General features: G+C 44.5%; 15 protein-coding genes. 10 read left to right on the top strand and 5 right to left on the bottom strand.

Annotated features, from left to right (window positions below; genetic code table 11):
* Positions 1-35 precede the first annotated feature (35 nt).
* The 5 genes from MTO98_RS03110 to MTO98_RS03090 form a co-directional block, all read right to left on the bottom strand.
* Positions 36-497 (bottom strand): MaoC family dehydratase, encoded by a 462-nt coding sequence (locus tag MTO98_RS03110; RefSeq protein WP_243485174.1) that lies wholly within the window; start codon positions 495-497, stop codon positions 36-38.
* A gap of 61 nt (positions 498-558) precedes the next feature.
* Positions 559-2,175 carry an ATP-dependent DNA ligase gene (locus MTO98_RS03105; protein ID WP_243485173.1) on the bottom strand — a complete coding sequence of 539 codons (1,617 nt, stop codon included), beginning with the start codon at positions 2,173-2,175 and terminating at the stop codon, positions 559-561.
* On the bottom strand, positions 2,172-3,260 hold the full coding sequence (locus MTO98_RS03100) for a ligase-associated DNA damage response exonuclease (protein ID WP_243485172.1): 1,089 nt from the start codon (positions 3,258-3,260) through the stop codon (positions 2,172-2,174). The genes MTO98_RS03105 and MTO98_RS03100 overlap by 4 nt, the downstream gene beginning before the upstream one ends.
* Positions 3,261-3,360: 100 nt before the next feature.
* Complete coding sequence (locus tag MTO98_RS03095; protein WP_243485171.1) at positions 3,361-4,506, bottom strand: CapA family protein; 1,146 nt, start codon at positions 4,504-4,506, stop codon at positions 3,361-3,363.
* Positions 4,507-4,568: 62 nt separating this feature from the next.
* The gene (locus tag MTO98_RS03090) at positions 4,569-5,174 is read right to left on the bottom strand and encodes a C40 family peptidase (protein WP_243485170.1); all 606 of its coding nucleotides are present in this window, start codon (positions 5,172-5,174) and stop codon (positions 4,569-4,571) included.
* Positions 5,175-5,641: 467 nt separating this feature from the next.
* Between MTO98_RS03090 and pdhA the strand changes: the two genes are divergently transcribed.
* The 10 genes from pdhA to MTO98_RS03040 all read left to right on the top strand — a co-directional run bounded on the left by pdhA (position 5,642) and on the right by MTO98_RS03040 (position 20,186).
* A complete protein-coding gene (gene pdhA, locus MTO98_RS03085) occupies positions 5,642-6,637 on the top strand; it encodes a pyruvate dehydrogenase (acetyl-transferring) E1 component subunit alpha (protein WP_243485169.1) in 996 nt (331 codons plus the stop codon).
* Between the two features lie 136 nt (positions 6,638-6,773).
* On the top strand, positions 6,774-8,429 hold the full coding sequence (locus MTO98_RS03080) for a dihydrolipoamide acetyltransferase family protein (RefSeq protein WP_243485168.1): 1,656 nt from the start codon (positions 6,774-6,776) through the stop codon (positions 8,427-8,429).
* Positions 8,430-8,927: 498 nt separating this feature from the next.
* Positions 8,928-9,398, top strand: coding sequence for a hypothetical protein (locus MTO98_RS03075; RefSeq protein WP_243485167.1), 471 nt, complete (start codon positions 8,928-8,930; stop codon positions 9,396-9,398).
* A gap of 214 nt (positions 9,399-9,612) precedes the next feature.
* On the top strand, positions 9,613-10,038 hold the full coding sequence (locus MTO98_RS03070; RefSeq protein WP_243485166.1) for a cytochrome B: 426 nt from the start codon (positions 9,613-9,615) through the stop codon (positions 10,036-10,038).
* Positions 10,039-10,285: 247 nt separating this feature from the next.
* Positions 10,286-11,695, top strand: a complete 1,410-nt coding sequence (locus MTO98_RS03065; protein WP_243485165.1) for an anthranilate synthase component I family protein — start codon at positions 10,286-10,288, stop codon at positions 11,693-11,695.
* A 53-nt stretch (positions 11,696-11,748) separates the two neighbouring features.
* On the top strand, positions 11,749-12,321 hold the full coding sequence (locus MTO98_RS03060; protein ID WP_243485164.1) for an aminodeoxychorismate/anthranilate synthase component II: 573 nt from the start codon (positions 11,749-11,751) through the stop codon (positions 12,319-12,321).
* Between the two features lie 166 nt (positions 12,322-12,487).
* Positions 12,488-13,270 carry an indole-3-glycerol phosphate synthase TrpC gene (gene trpC, locus MTO98_RS03055; RefSeq protein ID WP_243485163.1) on the top strand — a complete coding sequence of 261 codons (783 nt, stop codon included), beginning with the start codon at positions 12,488-12,490 and terminating at the stop codon, positions 13,268-13,270.
* A gap of 44 nt (positions 13,271-13,314) precedes the next feature.
* The gene (locus MTO98_RS03050; RefSeq protein ID WP_243485162.1) at positions 13,315-14,094 is read left to right on the top strand and encodes a response regulator transcription factor; all 780 of its coding nucleotides are present in this window, start codon (positions 13,315-13,317) and stop codon (positions 14,092-14,094) included.
* Positions 14,095-14,157: 63 nt separating this feature from the next.
* Entirely contained in the window at positions 14,158-14,553 is a 396-nt protein-coding gene (locus MTO98_RS03045) for a DUF1398 domain-containing protein (RefSeq protein WP_243485161.1), read from the top strand.
* A 272-nt stretch (positions 14,554-14,825) separates the two neighbouring features.
* The gene (locus tag MTO98_RS03040) at positions 14,826-20,186 is read left to right on the top strand and encodes a PKD-like domain-containing protein (protein WP_243485160.1); all 5,361 of its coding nucleotides are present in this window, start codon (positions 14,826-14,828) and stop codon (positions 20,184-20,186) included.
* The last annotated feature ends 11 nt before the right edge of the window (positions 20,187-20,197 follow it).

The raw sequence follows: 20,197 nt of genomic DNA, 5'->3' as shown, positions 1-20,197 counted from the left end.
CGCAATGACGAGTGTATAGAAATAGAAGCTATCCCTTACCCTATAAAATGGTATAAAAACACAACTTCACCGTTAAATGCAGACTTACGCTGATCTTTTATTTCGAGTTCAATGGCCATGGTAGCCTTGATCACACCACGCAAGTTAAGCAAACCGGCAAGTTTTACTTTTAACCGCACTTCATTATCAACCAGTACCGGCTGTGCAAAACGCAAATTTTCTATACCATAGTTAATCTCCATCTTCAGGTTTTCGATTTTTACGATCTCTTTCCACAGGTGAGGGATCAGCGAAAGCGTCAGGTAACCATGTGCTATGGTAGATTTAAAGGGGCTTTCGGTTTTGGCTCTTTCAGGATCAGTGTGGATCCACTGATGGTCAAGGGTTGCATCGGCAAATTTGTTGATCTGCTCCTGTGTAATGGTATGCCATGATGAAACGCCAAGGTCGTTGCCCACCTGTTGTTCAAATTCCTGAAAATTACTGATTACAATCATATTGGTTATTAATAGTTAGGGTCATTTAATCCAGAAGCCGCAAAGGTATAAATTATAGCGCTTATTCGCCCAGCAAAGCCTTTAAGCTATCAAGTGTATCGGCCTCTTCTTTGGGTTTATCGTGCCGCCACCGCAAAATCCGTGGAAAACGCAATGCAATACCCGATTTATGCCGGGTTGACTTGTTAATACCCTCAAAACCTATCTCAAATACCAATTCGGGTTTTACGGTGCGTACAGGGCCAAATTTTTCGATGGTGTTGCGTTTTACAAAGTAATCAACCTTGTTGATCTCTGCATCGGTTAAGCCCGAATAAGCCTTTGCAAAGGGAACCAGCTTATCGCCATCCCAAACGGCAAAAGTGTAATCGGTGTACAAGTCAGCCCTTCGGCCATGGCCTTTTTGGGCGTAGATCATCACTGCATCAACCGACAGCGGATCGATTTTCCATTTCCACCAGTCGCCACGGCGGCGGCCAACCTGGTAAGTGGCGTTTTTCCGTTTCAGCATAATCCCTTCGGCAATCATGGCGCGCGATTGCTCCCTGATACTGCCAAGCTCTTCCCAGCTTTCAAACCGGATAAGTGATGAGATACGGAATATTTCAGGATATAAAGTCTGTGCTTGTAAGCGCTCCAGAATTCCCCGCCTCTCTGTTTGGGTTTTATACCGGATATCTTCCCCCTGATACTCCAGACAGTCATAAGCAATTACAGCAACCGGACTTTCCTCCAAAATCTTTTTGCTTAAATTTTTACGGCCTATACGGGTTTGCAACACATTGAAAGGCATGGGCAAACCATTTTGAAAACTAAGGATCTCCCCATCTATCACCGTACCATCAGGCAGGGCATTCAGAAAAGGGTGCAATTCAGGAAACTTATCAGTAGCCAGATCCTCGCCCCGGCTCCAGATAAATATTTCGCCGCCACGCTTTATCATTTGTGCGCGGATACCATCCCATTTCCATTCGGCCTGCCAGTCGGCGGCATCGCCAAGGGCAATACCAACTTCGGCAGGTGTTTTTTGTTTTTCGGATGTTTCCTGGATGGGATAAGCTAAAAAGAAAGGATAGGGCCGGGATATATTTGCTTCGGCATCCTGCTCCTCCATCAGTTGCGAAAACTGGTAGGTTTCGGGCAGCCAGCTTCCCATAATACGGTGGGTAAGCGCCGCAGGTTCCAATCCGGAGATATCGGCCAATGCCTTGATCACCAAATTTTGGGATACTCCAACCCTGAAGCTGCCCGTAAGCAGTTTGTTAAACACAAAGCGCTCCTGACTATCCAGCATCGCCCATGATTCCATCAGCCATTCCTTTTTTTGCTCCTCGGTTTTATCATTCAGGGCATTGATCTCGGCTATCCACTCGGTAAGCGTTTTGCTACTGCTGGCATCACTTTGAGGCATCAGGAGCGCCATTGTTTCGGCAAGGTCACCTACAACATGGTAGCTTTCTTCAAACAGCCAGGCAGGGATATGCGATGCTTCTACAGCCCAGTTACGCACCAGTGTTGAATTGATTTGCCGTTTCGGTCGCCTCCCGGTAAACAAAGCAAGCATGTGCATCTTATCCGTATCAGGCACAGTATTAAAATACTCTTTTAATACTTTAACCTTTTCGTTGGTTTTGTTGGTTTCATCAAGCGAGAGAAAGAGCTGTGCAAAGGCTTTCATAGATCAGCCCCCTCTAAATCTTCGCCGGAAGGGGAGACTTTGTTTGATCCATTTAACTCCTCTCCTTCCGCGGCAGGTTGGGTGGGGGCGTCTTCCTCTTCGCCTCCATAAAGCGTATGCACCTCACGCGCGTTAAAACCGATCTCATTTAAATACCGGGTAAATGTAGCGGTATAACCATGGGTAAGATAAACACACTCGCAACCTGTTGCATCAATAGCAGTAATAAGGCCATCCCAGTCGGCATGATCAGAGAGTACGAAGCCCCTGTCGGCAGCGCGACGGCGTTTGGCCCCACGAATAGCCATCCAACCAGAGCAATAACCAAAACTGTAGGGCTGAAACTTACGCATCCAGGGCGTTCCTACTGATGATGGAGGCGCTATGATAATTCCCTTACGCACTTCTTCTTTTGAGCTTTCCTGTGTGATCCTTTCAGTTGGGTTTAATATAACACTATTGCGCCGCAATGCTTCATTGGTATTTTCGATAACGCCGTGGGTATAAACCTTACCGTTCAACAGATCGAGATTTTGTAATATTCTTTGAGCTTTCCCTAACGAATAACCTACCAATACCGTGGCCAATCCATGATCGAGGTTATTGCGCCACCAGTTGTTGATCTCGTTAAAAGTTTGCACCTGTGGCTTCCACTGGTAAACCGGCATGCCAAAGGTACATTCAGAAATAAAATGATGGCATTTAACCGGCTCAAAGGGCGTGGAGATACCGTCGTTTTCCACCTTGTAATCGCCGGATACAACCCAAACCTCCCCCTTGTATTCAACCCTTATTTGTGCCGACCCGATCACATGGCCAGCTGGATATAAAGAAATTTTCACGCCATTTTTAAGTATGGTTTCGCCATACTCTACAGTTTGCAGATTGATTTCACCAAGGCGATAAAGTAAAACCTCGCGCGAGAGATGGTGCGCTAAGTAATGATTATGGCCCCAATAAGCATGATCAGCATGGGCATGGGTAATCACGGCATCATTAACCGGCTTCCAGGGATCTATATAAAATTTGCCCGGGGCGCAGTAAATTCCTCTATCAGTAAATTCAAGCAGCGGTTTTTTAGCCATGATGTATAAACTACTGATAAGCAAATTAGTTTGGCATCAGCTTGTTTAGGGGTAAGCTTCAAAAAGCAGAGATTGCGCGACTGTTGCTCCGCTTTGCTACTTACAGGCCCTCGGCCTGAATAACCGGATTAAGACTGATCTCGCCGGTGTCTGATATAAGCAATCCCGCATCTGGAAAATCAGTTTCGGTAAGTTCCCTGATCCGGATAGCAGCCCTGTTAAGGGTATCAAGTTCCAAACCTTTATCATGTGCCTGCCTCAGGGATATAATGCGGCCATTCAAAAATTCTCCCTTTTTGTTCAGCTTTACTTTTAACAAGGGAGCCAAGCCGCAAACACCGGCTACACTCACACTTTTATAAGTGCAAAAATTACCCAGGCTGTAAGCGATGAGACGGTTTTTATAAACCTCCATTGCCCGGCTCACATGCGGGCCGTTCCCCAGTATAATATCTGCCCCTGCATCAATAGCGTTATGCGCAAAGGCATTCACATCGCCACGCTTTTCGCTGATGAATGATTCCATGGCAAAGGGCACATGCTCATAAGCTACACCCTCGCCGCCCCCATGAAAAGATACAATGAGGATATCACAGCGCTGTTTCAACTCGCTGATAACGCGGGTAGCGTTTTTAAGATCAAGTATTGGTAAAGTATTAGCATTTGGCGCAAAGGCGCAAAAGCCATATTTAATGCCATTGCGTTCAAATACAGCAGAAGGGTGACTAAGCAAGCCGCCATAATTAATACCTATGCTATCCAATACACGGGTAGTACTCATGCGCCCGGTATCACCAAAATCACCGATGTGGTTATTGGCCAGGCTAAGTAAGTTAAACCCGGCATTTTTAAAAACCCCTGCATAGGCAGTAGGCATCCTGAATAAGTAAGCTTTACTTCGCTGGTGTAGCTTATAATGAGCCGGACTACCGCCATCAAGCAAACTACCTTCCAGGTTACCAAAAGTTACATCGGCATTTCTCAATTCACCGGCAATAACATTGAAGCTGTTTTTAGCGCTATCGGGTGGTAGGGTGTAATTATTGGGGTAGGATGTTCCGAGCATCATATCGCCAACGGCGGCTATGGATATGGATGAATCAGGCTGAACAGCGGCAATGGCTGTTGTTGCTGTGTCGGGTTTAGGTTTGGGAGCAGCTGCCAGTATTTGTTTTTTATTGGGCGGGTGGTTACACGCCTGTAAAAACAGCGCCAGGCAGGCTGCTGTAAGCAATAAAAATCTCATTATAAAAAAAATCCCTTCATAAAAATGAAGGGACCAAATTAGTTTATTTATTTCAAAATCGTTTAGTTCTTGCTTTCGTCTACGTCGTCGCCCATATCGTTGTTACCTGTGGAGGCCGAACCTTTAAATTCATCTTTAAACGAGGCTAACAACCTGCCCCCTTTATAAAAGAAACGGCTGTAGTAAGCATCATCAAGGCTGCTGATAGCTACACCTCTTGATGAAGCATGTGCAAATTTATTGTTGCCTAAGTAAATACCAACGTGCGAGATGCTGCGGCTGTGGATCTTAAAGAAAACCAAGTCGCCTTCTTTTAACTCATCTTTAGCAACAGGGTTAACCATGCTGAAAATATCACGTGAGTTACGTTTAATGTCAAGGTTAAAAACTTCGCTGTATAATTCTTTTGTAAAGGCCGAGCAGTCGATACCTCTTCTTGAGCTTCCGCCAAAATGATAAGGGGTACCAATCCAATCGTATACAAAGTGAAAGAGTTTCATGTTTGAGGTAGCAGATAAAGCAACTCCCATGATTTGGGAAAAGTATGCTTTACCTAAACTTTCCTGGTCGTCTTTGTTGTCATCACTTGCGCTCGGGGCACTTTTGGTTTGAGCTTGTGAAGCTACGACGCTGAAAAGTAAGGCAATAGCCAGGGCAAATTTCTTCATTTAATCAGTTTGTTTGTTGTGTTAGGGCAACAAATTGTTTATTAAATCAGACACTATGTCTATCTTGCTCTACAAAACTATTTATATTTTTTAAAATTGCAAATAAATGCAGCTTATTTTTCGAAAAATATAAAAAAGCGCTTTTTATTGCACATCCTTTTAATAAACAGACTTTTGTACGATCTCCAATGTAATTTGGTTGTAATTATTTAAGGCCTTTCAAGAGCTTTGAGATAAAAACAACCCTTCTAAAACTTCCTAAAACGATAATTTATTGCCCAAAGGTGTGTTTTTTTAAGTTCTAAATTAGCTTAATTGACTGTGCTGATCCCATAACAGGTTGGTTTATTGATGCAAGGCATGCCTAAAAGCAGCCAAATAAAATTTTGCAACAATTTGCTTGAGGTTTCGATATTTTGCAGGATATAATTAGATTTGCGCTTTACTCCAAAAAGGTTGTTTAATACATGAGTTCAATCGAAATAAACAAGGACACCTACCTGATGTGGTACGAACAGATGCTATTGATGCGCAGGTTCGAAGAAAAAACAGGACAGTTATACGGACAACAAAAAATCAGGGGCTTTTGCCACCTGTATATTGGGCAGGAGGCTGTTTTAGCCGGAGCAATGTCTGTAATTAAACCTGAAGACAGTATGATCACCGCATATCGCGATCATGCTCACGCACTTGCTAAAGGTGTAACTCCAAACGCCATTATGGCCGAGATGTATGGTAAAGCTACCGGCTGCTCAAAAGGCAAAGGTGGTTCTATGCACATGTTTGATAAGGAAAAACATTTTTATGGTGGCCACGGTATAGTAGGCGGCCAGGTACCACTGGGTGCCGGTATAGCTTTTGCCGAAAAATATAAAGGCACCGAGTTTGTAAACATTGCCTATATGGGCGATGGTGCCGTACGCCAGGGTGCACTTACCGAAACTTTTAACATGGCTGCACTTTGGAAGCTTCCTGTAATTTTTGTTTGCGAAAACAACGGTTATGCTATGGGTACTTCTGTTGAGCGTACCACCATCCAAACTGATATTTACAAATTAGGCTTGCCTTATGGTATCCCTTCATCGGCTGTTGATGGTATGGACCCAGCTGCGGTACATGTGGCAATGGATGAAGCTGTTCAGCGTGCACGTGCGGGCGAAGGCCCAACCTTCCTTGAAATGCGTACTTACCGTTACAAAGGCCACTCAATGTCCGATCCGCAAAAGTATCGTACAAAAGATGAGCTTGAAAGCTACAAGGCAAAAGATCCTATTGAGGTTACCAAACAAACTATCATTACTGAAAAATATGCTGATGAAGCATGGTTTGACGAAATGGACGCTAAGATCAAAGCTATTGTTGACGAAGCGGTTAAGTTTGCTGAAGAATCACCATGGCCTGATGCATCTGAATTATATACAGATGTTTATGTTCAGGAAGATTACCCTTATATCAGGGACTAAGTTTTAAGTCGAAAGTACTAAGTCGAGAGCCGATAGTCTTATAGTTAAGCACTGACTTCAGACTAAAAACTTAAGACTTTAGACTTCATACTGAGAACAAACTATATTTATACAGAATTTATAATACTATCAATATATGGCCGAAGTAGTAAAAATGCCTAAAATGAGCGATACCATGACCGAAGGGGTATTGGCTAAATGGCATAAAAAAGTTGGCGATAAGGTTAAATCGGGCGATGTACTGGCCGAGATTGAAACCGATAAAGCTACCATGGATTTTGAATCGTACCAGGATGGCGTATTGCTGTACATCGGTATACAGGAAGGCGCTGCTGCCCCGGTTGATTCAGTAATTGCCATTTTAGGTAAAGAAGGCGAAGATTACAAACCCTTACTTGATCAGGCTGGCAGCGGCGCTGCAGCAGAACCGGCCAAAGAAGCAGCTCCCGCTGCCGATAAGGCACCTGCCGCTACTCCGGCACCAGCTGCACCAAAGGTTGATCTGTCAAGCATCCCGGCCACGGTGATCCGTATGCCGTTGCTGAGTGACACCATGACCGAAGGCACCATCGAAAAATGGAACTTTAAAGTTGGCGATAAAGTAAAAGCTGATGATTCACTGGCTGATGTGGCTACCGATAAGGCTACTATGGAAGTTGTGGGTTATGAAGCCGGTACCTTATTATATATAGGTGTAAAAGAAGGCGAAGCCGCACAAGTAAACGGCATTATTGCTATAGTAGGTAAAGAAGGTACTGATATCACTCCTTTATTACAGGATGGTGGTTCGGCCCCTGCCGCTGAAGCTGCTGCACCTGCTGCTGAAGCTAAAACAGAAGAAACTGCTGCTGCACCTGCTACTGAAAGCTCATCTTCAGATGACAGCCGTGTAAAAGCATCGCCGCTTGCACGTAAAATAGCTAAAGATAAAGGCATCAACCTTAATGATGTAAAAGGTAGCGCTGATGGCGGCCGTATCATCAAAAAAGATGTTGAGGAATATACACCATCTGCTAAACCAGCTGCGGCTCCGGCTGCTGAGGCTGCACCTGCTGCCGCTCCGGCTGCTGCTGAAAAAGCACCTATCGTATTGCCAACCTTTACCGGCGAAGAGAAATTCAGCGAAAGGCCGGTTACTCAAATGCGTAAAGCTATCAGCCGCCGCTTAAGCGAAAGCTTGTTCACTGCGCCGCATTTCTATGTAACCATGACCATTGATATGGATCAGGCTATTGCTGCCCGTACCCGCATGAATGAGATTGCCCCGGTTAAAATTTCATTTAACGATTTTGTTGTTAAAGCCTGCGCTGTTGCCTTAAGGCAGCACCCTGCAATCAACTCATCATTCTTAGGCGATAAGATCCGAACTAACGAGCATGTTCACATCGGCGTTGCTGTTGCTGTTGACGAAGGTTTGCTGGTTCCGGTTATCAAATTTGCTGATGGTAAATCATTAAGCCACATTTCGGTTGAAGTGAAAGAGTTTGCCGGTAAAGCAAAAGCTAAAAAACTGCAGCCAAATGAAATGGAAGGCTCAACCTTCACCATCTCAAACCTTGGTATGTTTGGTGTTGACGAGTTTACAGCCATCATTAACACACCTAACGCATGTATCCTTGCTGTAAGCGGGATCCAGGCTGTACCGGTTGTTAAAAACGGTGCCGTAGTACCTGGTAACATCATGAAGGTAACCCTGAGCGCCGACCACCGCGTGGTTGATGGTGCTTCAGCTGCAGCCTACCTGCAAACGTTAAAACAATTATTAGAAGAGCCTGTAAGGCTGCTGATATAATTTCGGATCTCGGATTTTCGATTTCGGATTTTGAAAAGCGATGGGTTTAGGCTCATCGCTTTTTTTGTTTATGTAGTTTTTGTCCCTTTGTCATGGGTAGGCACGAAGCATCTTCTTCGTCCTGTATAGCCGCCTTGCTTATCGAAGACGATCATTCGCTATCGCTCAGGATGACAATTTTTCTAATTATATCATTAAGCCGTAGCGTGGCAATCTCGTATCCAATGACAATTCGATATGCATGGCTATGAGATTGCCACGTCGCTGCCGCGCTCTACCCTCTGCCGCTCCTCGCAATGACATTTTTAATTGCATCTGTATCTGCCGCGGGTTTAGCGATAACGTAACCCGTGGTGTACAATAGCTTAAGTTTTTAACTTAAGTTCGGTATGTTATTACACGTGAGAGTTTAAATTAGGTATATTAGGATCAGCTACAAACTGCCTAAAAATGCTAATAAGAAGGAAAAAGGCGATATAAAGCAATAATTATCAAAACATGGCTTCTTCATTTAAATATATTCTGCTAATTATTTTGATGGAACTCCTGTTTTCTTGCTCTTCTTCAACTGAACCTGATAAGATAAATAAGAAGATAATTGGTACCTGGATATTAGACAGCGCATCGACCCCATCTGGTAAATATTATAAAGCCACCACTTTTAGTAAATTTATTTTAAAGGAGGGATTCCGGTACTCACGCGAAGGGATGAACGATGATGTTGGGGGTAGTGAGGAGGGGAGATTTGCAATCACTATTAATAACCAAAGAGCGATAGCTACATTGTCGTTCATTCCCAATATTATAGTAATTCAGAAGGATACAATCAGAATGAGATACCTGAATTTTGACATTGTCGAATTAAATTCAGAACGACTTCACACTGTTGAACAAACAGAATTCATTGAAAGGAAAGGCTTGCCATCTGTTATTTTCAACAAGCATTGCATTTATAAACGGAGCAAATAAGTCAGGCTATAGCACGCATCTTGAATAGCTATACTGATAAATGCAATACATGAGTTACCGGACTTGTAAAGCACACATCACGCGCACGAGCCAACTACTAAACATGTTTTAATGAAAGTATTGCACAAAATCAAGGCATCCATATAAAAAAATGACACAATGCCCTAATGACTTCAATGACCGATATGTGTATATTCACGGCAAATTTTGATGTATGACACTTTATAGCTTTTTTAAGGAATTTCATTCCGGTTTCAGGTACATTGTTATTGTATTGGTATTGCTGGCCCTTGTACGCGCATTTATGGGCTGGTTTGGCAAAAGACCTTATGGCGAGGGTAACCGCAAGCTTAACCTGTTTGCCATGATCTCGGTACATACACAGTTCCTGCTGGGCATCATCCTGTTTTTTATCAGTCCGATGGTGCAGTTTAGCAAGGATACCATGAAAAATCCTATTACCCGTTATTTTACGGTTGAGCACTGGGTGATTATGATCATTGCCATCGCGCTGATCACTATCGGGCACAGCAAATCGAAAAAAGCAACACTGCCAGAGGCGAAGCATAAAGCTATCGCGATCTTCTATTTGATCGGAATTGTGCTTATTGCGGTAGGTATTATGCTCATCCCACAGTAATTCTACGTAGCTAATAGGATTTAGCAAAGAAATAATTTCACAAAAAATTTGACAATTCAAATTTCTTTATAAATTTGTGACCGCGATGATTAAAAACACACATAAAAATAGCTGGTGGCACCAACTAAATTGGCAGCCGGCTTGCGCTTTTTGATCAGAGACAACCTAATCAATTGTGAACCTAAATAGGAAACCCGGCGACCCCAATTCGCCGGGTTTTTTTGTTTTAAGACATTTAAAAAATAAGATGAGCACATTTAAGATCACTACCACTTATAAAAAGCTGCTGGCCGACACCACCACACCGGTTAGCATTTACCTTCGCCTGCGCGATATATTCCCAAATTCGTTACTGCTGGAAAGTTCCGACTACCACAGCCGCGAAAACAGCACCAGCTATATTTGCTGCGAACCGCTGAGTGGCATTGTGCTGAACAATGGTGTACTGAAAAAGCAGTACCCGGATGGCAGTCATGAAACAAATGAGCCCGGCACGTTCGATCTTATTGAGCAGATCAATAGTTTCATCGGTAGTTTTGAAACTGATTCGCTGCCGCTGAAAATGATCACCAATGGATTGTTCGGTTATTTTACCCATGAAGCGGTTGAGCATTACGAAACCATCAAACTAAAGCAAAGCGATAATACCGATCGTAAGATCCCGGTAATGCAGTACCACATCTACCGGTACATCATCGCTATCGACCACTTTAAAAACGAACTTTATATCTTCCATAATCAGCCTGAAGGCGCTCCAACCAACGGCGGTATCGAAAAACTGGAATATCTCATCAAAAACAAAAATTTCCCGGAATACAGCTTCAAAAGTAATGGCGATGAAAAATCAAACCTTACCGGCGATGAGTTCATTGCTATAGTTGAAAAAATGAAGCAGCACATTTACCGGGGGGATGTTTTTCAGATAGTGCCTTCAAGAGCATTTTCGCGCACCTTCCTGGGCGATGAATTTAACGTTTACCGCGCCTTGCGGTCTATCAACCCATCACCTTACTTGTTCTATTTTGATTTTGGCGATTTCAGGATCTTCGGTTCATCACCCGAGGCGCAGATCACCATTAAAAATAACGTAGCTAATATATTCCCGATAGCGGGAACGTTTAAGCGCAGTGGTGACGACGAGAAAGATGCAGAACTGGCCCGTAATCTGGAAAACGACCCAAAAGAGTCGGCAGAGCATGTAATGCTGGTTGATTTAGCCCGTAATGACCTGAGCCGGCATTGTGAAAATGTAACCGTTAAGGCATTTAAAGAAGTTCAGTATTATTCGCACCTCATCCACCTGGTATCGCATGTGAGCGGCAAGCTGAAGCCTGGCGCGTCGGCATTTAAGGTTGTTGCCGATACTTACCCTGCAGGTACGCTCAGCGGCGCGCCTAAATATCGCGCTATGGAGATCATCGACGAAAACGAAAACATTAAACGCAGCTTTTATAGCGGTGCTATTGGTTTTCTGGGCTTTAACGGCGATTTTAACCACGCCATTATGATCCGCTCATTTTTGAGCAAAAACAATACGCTGCATTACCAGGCAGGTGCAGGCATAGTGGCCGGCTCCATACCTGAAAGCGAACTACGCGAGGTTGATACCAAGATCTCGGCCTTAAGAAAGGCTTTTGAGTTGGCGGAGGAGTTGTAATTAGCGTTTAGAGATTGGAGATAAGAGGTTAGTTGAATTTTAAGAAAACGGACATGAAAAATATTTTAATAATAGATAATTACGATTCTTTCACCTATAACCTGGTGCATTTGGTTAATGAGCTTGGCCTGGAGTGCGAGGTTTGGAGAAATGATCAGTTTGCTATTGAAGACGTTGACGCCTTTGATAAGATCATCCTTTCGCCGGGGCCGGGCATCCCTTCAGAGGCTGGTTTGTTACTGGAAGTGATAGAAAAGTACGCGCCTACAAAAAGCATATTTGGTGTATGCCTTGGTCAGCAGGCCATTGCCGAAGCATTTGGCGGCAGCCTGTATAACCTGAACCAGCCTATGCACGGTATAGCCACACCTATAAAAGTTACTGATGGCGATGAGGAGCTTTTTGTTGGCTTGCCTGAAAGCTTTAAAGTTGGCCGTTACCATTCATGGGTGGTAAATGGAACCGATCTGCCCGATTCATTGCAGGTTACTGCTATTGATGAGGCCGATAATTCTATCATGGCGCTTAAGCACAAACAGTACGATGTAAGGGGCGTACAGTTCCATCCTGAATCTATCCTGACCGATTACGGTAAAGAAATGATGCGGAACTGGCTAAAGGCTTAGTTTTAAGGAATAATGATAACTTTGTTTTCTTTGATTATTAAAGAAGTAAAAATAATATGTCATTGCGAGCGATAGCGTGGCAATCGCATACTATACAGAGAGGATCTGCAAAGTTCGCGATTGCTTCGTCGTTCCTCCTCGTAATGACATAATTGTAAAAGGCTTTATGACGATACTTGATAAAATAGTTGCCAATAAAAAAAAAGAAGTTGCTTCGGCAAAAAAACGCACATCGTATACCGTACTTGAAGAGTCGGAACATTTTCACCGTGATACTTATTCATTTAAGGATTTTCTGCTTGATCCGGCACGTACCGGTATTATAGCCGAATTTAAACGTAAATCGCCCTCAAAGGGAATCATTAATGATAAGGTGAGGGTTAGTGCTGTTACTACCGACTATGCCGCTGCAGGCGCTTCTGCGCTATCTGTATTAACCGACCGTAATTTTTTCATGGGCCGCAAGGCCGATTTGCTGAAGGCCCGTTCTGTAAATAACATTCCTGTATTGCGCAAGGATTTTATGATAGATGAATACCAGGTGATAGAAGCCAAATCATTAGGGGCTGATATCATCCTGCTGATAGCCGCCATACTCAGCCCTGCCGAAATTGATACTATGGCCAAACTTGCCAAAAGTATAGGGCTTAATGTGTTGCTTGAGGTACATAACCTTGAAGAGCTGGAACGGAGCATTAACCCTAACCTGGATGCCATAGGCGTAAACAACCGCAACCTGGCAGATTTTACCGTATCGGTAGAAACCTCTTATAAACTGGCCAAACATATCCCGGCTGAGTTTATGAAAATCTCGGAAAGCGCCATCAGCGACCCCGAAACTATCCGTCATTTAAAACTGGAAGGTTTCAATGGTTTCCTCATTGGCGAAACTTTCATGAAACAGCCCGATCCCGGACAAGCTATGCGCGATTTTGTGGCTTTATTATAACGGTGCAGGCAAATCCTTACCTTTAAATAATATTACAGGTAAGGATGAAATTTCAACGCTATTTGCCATGCCATAGGCTTGCAGCTTATATTAAGCACTTTGTTGTGTCTGAAAATAGCGATGCCCAAACTTATAAAGTATTGCCCGGCACTTCGCTGGTAATGGGGTTTCAGTATACAGGCAGGTTAACCTATTTAAAAAACGGAACTGAAACCATGCTTGCAACAACCGGAATAACCGGCTTAATGGATGGTTACCGAACTTTCAGCAATACAACAAACGTTGGTACAATACTGGTTGTTTTTAATGAAACAGGGGCCTCGCATTTTTTAAGGCAACCTGTAAATGAGCTTTTTGACGAAAGCCTTTCATTGGATCATTTTTTTGACCGCACCATTATCCGTGAAACAGAAGAATTGCTGTCAATGGCCAATGATGATACCGCGCGCATTGCCATTGTTGAGCAGCTGCTTATCAGTCATCTCATAGGGCGTAGCGAAGATAAATTGGTCAGCGCTGCTGTAGCTGGTATTTATCAGCATAAGGGTGTGATCAAAATAGCCGACCTTGCCCGTAACCTCAACACCAGTCAAAGTCCACTCGAAAAGCGATTCAGAAAGGTGGTAGGCGCATCTCCTAAAAAGTTTGCACTCATTGTGAGGGCTCAAAGCACATTGGAGTTACTGAAGACCGATGGCTGGCAAAAAGCAGTTTATGCCGCAGGATATTATGATCAGGCACATCTCATTAAGGAGTTTAAAACGCATACCGGCACTACGCCCGAACAGTATATGAAGGCACAGCAAGGCTATGCAGATAAATGAACGATTTTTTACAATACCCCATAGGGCTTGGCCGGTAATTTTGTTTATAGAAAAAGCAAGATTATGTTTACAGAACAACAATTAAAAGAAGCACACAGCCGGGTGAAAACCGGGGCCGATTTCCCTGGATATATTAAGGAAATAAAACAACTCGGTTTGCTGAAATATGAATTTTGGGTGGATAACGGCAGGGTCATTTACTACGGCAGTAGTGGACATCAAGTAAACAGCGATCCCAAATATCCGCAGATACAAATCGCCGACAACTCCTCTCCGGAACAATTGCAACATACCATTAAAATTCACCAGCAAGGCTTAACAGATTTTATCACTTTTTGTAAACAAGCGGCAGAAGCCGGGGTTGAAAAGTGGGTGATTGACACACAAAAGATGCTTTGTATTTATTACGATTCGGAAAACAATGAAATGGTTGCTGAACCAATCCCGCAAGTGGAATAAAGTATCTCATCAAAAGCAGTTTAAAATGCCCGGTTATTTCCTAACCGGGCATTTTTTTAACCAGTAATAGAAATACTTTCACCGTGGTTTCATTGTTCATTTTATTCATGTTTTGTAGAACATATTTTTAGTATTTTACGTATAAAGGGACACATCATTGCCAGGTTGGTATAAAACAGCACAATTATCTGCCAATCTTAAAACTGTGCTCAATAAGGGGAGTCGTTAATATGAGCCGCTTGCAGTCACATTTATTGAGTATAAAGAGACTTATGAAGAACATTAATAAGCCGTTACTTGTACTGTTTTTGCTGATCCTTTGTTCCTTTGCCGGATATAGTCAAACTTGTACGTTAAACGTAAATATAACCTCAACAGGAAATACAATTTGTTCGGGAAGAAATGTTACCTTAACTGCTAATGTAACCGCAGGCACCGGCCCTTTCACTTATATCTGGAATACCGGTGAAAATACATCATCCATTAATGTAAACAAAGCAGGAACCTACACGGTTACAGTAAGCGATAAAACTCCCGGTTGCCAGCCAAAATCAACTACTTTTCAGGTTGCCGCTACAGCATCTCCAAATCCGCCTACAGTTGGTAACCAGGCTGTTTGTCCTAATACACCGGCAACCTTAACTGCAACCGCACCTGGCGGCACTTATCAATGGTATGATGCAGACGGCAATTTCCTTTTTACAGGAAACCCATATGTAACCGCACCAATTACCCAGGCCACGGTTTTTTATGTTGAAACAACAGTAGGCAATTGTACCAGTACAAGAAGTTCTGTTATTGTTTATGTAACCGGCGGACCAAGTATTCAGTCAGATCCGGTGTGTTACGGATCCCAGGCAACATTAAAGGCTTCGGGCGCTAACAGTTACGCCTGGTATGCTAATGCTTCAGGTACAGGCACTCCGTTAAGCAATGATGCCACTTTTGTAACTCCTGTTTTATTTGCAAACACTACTTATTATCTTTTTACTGTAATTAACGGCTGTACAAGTTCAGGTATCCCGGTAGTTGCCAGGATAAATGCCCCGCCGGCTGTTCCGGTGGTAAACCCAGTTAATAACAGCGTTTGTTCGGGATCCTCTATCAACCTCCATGCCGATGCCTCTGGCGTGGTGGAGTGGTATGATGTGCCTTCGGGGGGGACACCGCTAATTTCAAGTCCGGATTATACAACACCGGTACTCACATCGCCGGTAACTTATTATGTACAAACACGCGTAGGTGATTGTACAAGTAACCGTATAGCAGTACCGGTATCTGTAACGCCAATACCTGCGGCACCACCTTCACAATCGCCGGCTACCTGTTACGGTACAAGTGCTAACTTAACTGCCGACCAATCACCCACCGGTACCTATGCCTGGTATACATCAGCAACAGGCGGCAGCCCTATACGCGTAGGCAATACTTTTCAAACCCCGGTTTTAACAAGCAATACAACCTATTACGTTGAACATACTACGAGCAGTTGCACAAGTGGCCGTACCCCGGTAACCGTAACCGTTACCCCGCCACCGGATGCTCCGATTGTGCCCGACGGACCGGTGATCTGCAATGGCACATCAACCTCTTTAACCGCCACCTCGCCTGCACAGGGTGCAACTTTTCAGTGGTTTACCACGGCCACTGGTGGCACAGCTATATTTTCGGGCGATACTTTTACAACCCCGACTTTAACAGCTACCACTACTTATTACGTTCAGACAACTGTAGGGACATGCATAAGTGACAGGTCAGCAATTACTGTAACCTTACTTGACGCTATCCCGGTTCCTACAGCGCCGGGAACGCCAACATGCTCCGGCACTTCGGCAACACTCACAGCAACCGGCTCGCCCGATGATTATGAATGGTATGATCAGCCTACCGGCGGTAATCTTCTGATAACCGGCAATACCTATGTTACACCTGAGCTAACAGCAAATACAACTTATTATGTACAAAGCACGGCCAATGGTTGCAACAGCGCGCGTGTTGCAGTAACGGTGCAAGTTAATCCACCGCCCGCCGCGCCTGCTGTAAATGGCACAGCAACGATATGTCCGGGTGAGTCAGCCAGTTTAAGCGTTCCGGCTTCGGGCGAAACTATCAGATGGTATACCGATGCCACCGGAGGCACGCCGGTGCATACAGGCAACACCTATACTACCGATCCTTTGTTTGCTCAAACAACGTTTTACGCCGAGGCCGTCAATGGTTCATGTATTAGTCCGCGTACCGCCTTTACAGTATCGATAACTCCAATCATTGATCCCCAGTTCAGATATCCATCGGGTACTATTTGTACTTCAGGAAGTAACGTTTCGCCAACTATTTTTAATCCGGCCGGAGGGACTTTTTCGTCAATACCCGCAGGGCTTGTTTTTGTAAGCAACACTACCGGTGAGATCAATGTAGCGGCAAGCACATTAGGAAAATACACCGTTATTTTCGCCTACGGAGGTACATGCGCAGGAGCAGCCAGCCAAAGCATATCTATAGTAACAACACCCGATGCCCGTTTTTCATATAATAGCCCGATCTGTAATGATGTAAAAGATCCACTGCCTTTATTTCAGACGGGGGCCAGCGCAGGTATTTTCAGCGAACCATCAGGTAACTTGAAATTTAAAAATGTAAGTACTGGTGAGATAGACCTGGCTAACAGTCAGCCGGGAACATATACCATAACCAATACTATAGCCGCGAGCAGCGGTTGCGCACAAAGTATCGCTACCGGTACAATAACTATTTACAATAAGGTCACAATATATGCCGGGCCTAATCAAACCCGCCCACCGGGTGTTCCGATACAGCTGGCCGGTAGTGCAAATACAACAGCAGTGAAATGGACAGGCGGTGCAGGTACATTTTCTGATGATACACAGAAGAACGCTGTTTATACTCCTGCCGCTGGCGAAACAGTAGCAACGCTTACGTTAACTTCAGATAATCCCACCGGCCCCTGCGACTCAAAATCAAGTACGGTTGTCATAACTATAAATCCTGTGCCCACTGCGCCTACAGCACCAGGCAAATCTGTTTGTGTGGGCAGTACTGCTACTCTCATAGCCACTGCGCCGGGCGGTACATACCGCTGGTATAGCGATGCTACTGGCGGCACGGCACTTAAAACCGGCCCTATATTTACTACCCCGCCAATACTTAATGACATTACTTATTATGTATCAACTACTATAGGAGGTATTACCAGCGAGCGTGCCCCTGTATTGGTTCAGGCAGTGCCCCCTCCAACAGCACCTACTGTTAACACAGATAACAAGGCAACCGTTTGCGAAGGGCAATCTGCAATACTTACTGCAAGCGGTTCAACAGGTACTTATACATGGTATAATGTGCCTGTTGGAGGGACACCTATAAAACAGGGCAATCCTTTCACTACAGCTCAGCTAACTATCAACAGGAGTTATTATGTAGAGACTAAGGTTAATGATTGTACCAGTGAGCGTACCAAAGTTGATGTTGTGGTTACGCCTGCCCCCAAAATAACAAGCGGGGCCAACGATGTTGTGTGTAGCGGTACCGCACTAAGTTACACCATGACAGCCGATCAGCCCGGCACAACTTATTCATGGGACCGCCCTGCCGTTGCCGGCATCAGTAACACCGCAGTAACCGGACAAACAACAAGCTCAATTACCGAAACACTGATCAACACCAATCCCAATGGTGCCGCGGTTGATGTAATTTATAATATAACACCGTATTTAAACGGTTGCCCCGGCCCCGTGTTTCAATATACAGTAAAGGTAAATGCTACTCCTGTTGTTACAAGTCCCCAGCCTGGCCCGGTTTGTAATGGCACAAGTACCAACTACCAGATTCAATTTAACACTCAGTCAACAAGCTATACCTGGAGCCGGGAAGCTGTAACAGGTATCAGCAATGCTGCTATAACCGGGCAGGCCGCAGCTACCATAAAAGAAGTGCTTTATAATACCACCAATGATCCTGTTGATGTTATTTATGTATTCAATTTTAAAACCAATGACTGCCCGGGAACCCCATACCAGCTTAAGGTAACGGTTAATCCGGGTGCGGTAATTACCAATCCGCTGCCGCTCTCATCTTCTGTATGCAATAATACGCCGCTGGGGCTTACTTTAACATCCAATATATCTTCGGCTACTTATTTATGGAGCAGGCCGGTTGTTCCCGGCATCAGTAATGCCGCCGCTACCGATCAAACAGCAAACCCTATTAATGAGGTATTGGTTAATACCACAACAAGCTCCATTCAGGTTCCTTATACCATAACGCCTGTAGCATTTGATTGCCCGGGTACTCCCGTTAAGTATACTGTAACTGTAAAACCTCAAACGCTACGCATAGACGGGCATAGCAACACGCCCGTTTGTGAGGGCAGCGACATTGTGCTGCAAACCCAGCCCATAGCAGGTACCGTAACATATTTGTGGACCGGCCCCAATAATTACAGATCAGAAACTCAAAGCCCAAGCGCAACCATTCCAAACGCTACAGCTGCCAATGCGGGCCCCTATTATTTATCTTTGGTGGTAAACGGCTGCCCGGGCGAACCAACTCCCATACCGGTTGTGGTAAACAGTATCCCAATTGTTGACGCAGGCCCCTCACATTCGGAGTGTGTTAGTGTTCCATTTATACAACTTGCAGGTAGCGTCAGCAGAACAGGGATCTGGAGCGGCGGCGCAGGAGGAACTTTCGCTAAGCTGGATGATCCCACAACACAGTACTTTCCATCGGCAGCAGACAGGGCTGCAGGATCGGTTAAATTAACCCTGACATCAACCGGCAATGATTGTGCAGCGGTACACAAAGATGTTATAATTACCTTTGCGCCAAGCCCTGGTGCAGATGCTGGTCCGGCAAGTATTGATAATGTTTGTAACCAGAACCCTATGGTGGCTTTAACAGGACAGGTATTTTCAGGCACTACTGTAAAATGGACTTCAGCGTCTGGGTTGGGAAGGTTCATTCCTTCGGATAATGTACTGAACCCAACCTTTCAGCCCGATCCTATTGATATTGCCAACGGATCGGTTAAATTAACACTTACCGCAACCCAGGCCGATGACTGTCACCTGCCTACTGATGATATTACTATTAATTTTGTTCCGCCTCCAACATTGCAGGCTGATGCCGCCGGAGATACGAGATATGTTTTAAAAGATCATACCATCACTTTAAACCCTGTGGTAGGCAGCGAAAACGTAACGTATGAATGGACCCCTGCCACCGGACTCGATAACAGTACCGTTAAAAATCCAGTTGTGACAGGTGATCAGGACATAACTTATCAGCTTAAAATCACCGACAAATCAAATGGTTGTGTAAACTACAGCCTGGTTGCGGTTAAGGTTTCGCCGGTTATAACAATCAGCAATACGTTTACGCCCAATGGCGACGGGGCAAATGATTACTGGGAGATCAAAGGCCTTGTAGCATACGAAAACTGTACGGTTGATGTTTATAACCGTTACGGGCAACCTTTATTTCATTCTGTTGGATATCCTAAACCATGGGACGGCACTTACCAGGGTAAACAGGCTCCTTCGGGTACTTACTACTATGTGGTGAATACCAAGATGAACAACCAGGTTCTGTCGGGCTATGTGGTCATTTTACGATAAACCGGCAGCCT

The sequence above is a fragment of the Mucilaginibacter sp. SMC90 genome (assembly GCF_022811725.1).
GTDB lineage: Bacteria > Bacteroidota > Bacteroidia > Sphingobacteriales > Sphingobacteriaceae > Mucilaginibacter.
The sequence above is the reverse complement of the archived record's forward strand: the minus strand, read 5'-3'. Positions and strand labels throughout refer to the sequence as shown.

Coding starts and splice junctions, on each gene's coding strand:
- MTO98_RS03110 (WP_243485174.1), bottom strand. CDS start 497: ATGATTGTAATCAGTAATTTTCAGGAATTTGAACAACAGGTGGGCAAC.
- MTO98_RS03105 (WP_243485173.1), bottom strand. CDS start 2,175: ATGAAAGCCTTTGCACAGCTCTTTCTCTCGCTTGATGAAACCAACAAA.
- MTO98_RS03100 (WP_243485172.1), bottom strand. CDS start 3,260: ATGGCTAAAAAACCGCTGCTTGAATTTACTGATAGAGGAATTTACTGC.
- MTO98_RS03095 (WP_243485171.1), bottom strand. CDS start 4,506: ATGAGATTTTTATTGCTTACAGCAGCCTGCCTGGCGCTGTTTTTACAG.
- MTO98_RS03090 (WP_243485170.1), bottom strand. CDS start 5,174: ATGAAGAAATTTGCCCTGGCTATTGCCTTACTTTTCAGCGTCGTAGCT.
- pdhA (WP_243485169.1), top strand. CDS start 5,642: ATGAGTTCAATCGAAATAAACAAGGACACCTACCTGATGTGGTACGAA.
- MTO98_RS03080 (WP_243485168.1), top strand. CDS start 6,774: ATGGCCGAAGTAGTAAAAATGCCTAAAATGAGCGATACCATGACCGAA.
- MTO98_RS03075 (WP_243485167.1), top strand. CDS start 8,928: ATGGCTTCTTCATTTAAATATATTCTGCTAATTATTTTGATGGAACTC.
- MTO98_RS03070 (WP_243485166.1), top strand. CDS start 9,613: ATGACACTTTATAGCTTTTTTAAGGAATTTCATTCCGGTTTCAGGTAC.
- MTO98_RS03065 (WP_243485165.1), top strand. CDS start 10,286: ATGAGCACATTTAAGATCACTACCACTTATAAAAAGCTGCTGGCCGAC.
- MTO98_RS03060 (WP_243485164.1), top strand. CDS start 11,749: ATGAAAAATATTTTAATAATAGATAATTACGATTCTTTCACCTATAAC.
- trpC (WP_243485163.1), top strand. CDS start 12,488: ATGACGATACTTGATAAAATAGTTGCCAATAAAAAAAAAGAAGTTGCT.
- MTO98_RS03050 (WP_243485162.1), top strand. CDS start 13,315: ATGAAATTTCAACGCTATTTGCCATGCCATAGGCTTGCAGCTTATATT.
- MTO98_RS03045 (WP_243485161.1), top strand. CDS start 14,158: ATGTTTACAGAACAACAATTAAAAGAAGCACACAGCCGGGTGAAAACC.
- MTO98_RS03040 (WP_243485160.1), top strand. CDS start 14,826: ATGAAGAACATTAATAAGCCGTTACTTGTACTGTTTTTGCTGATCCTT.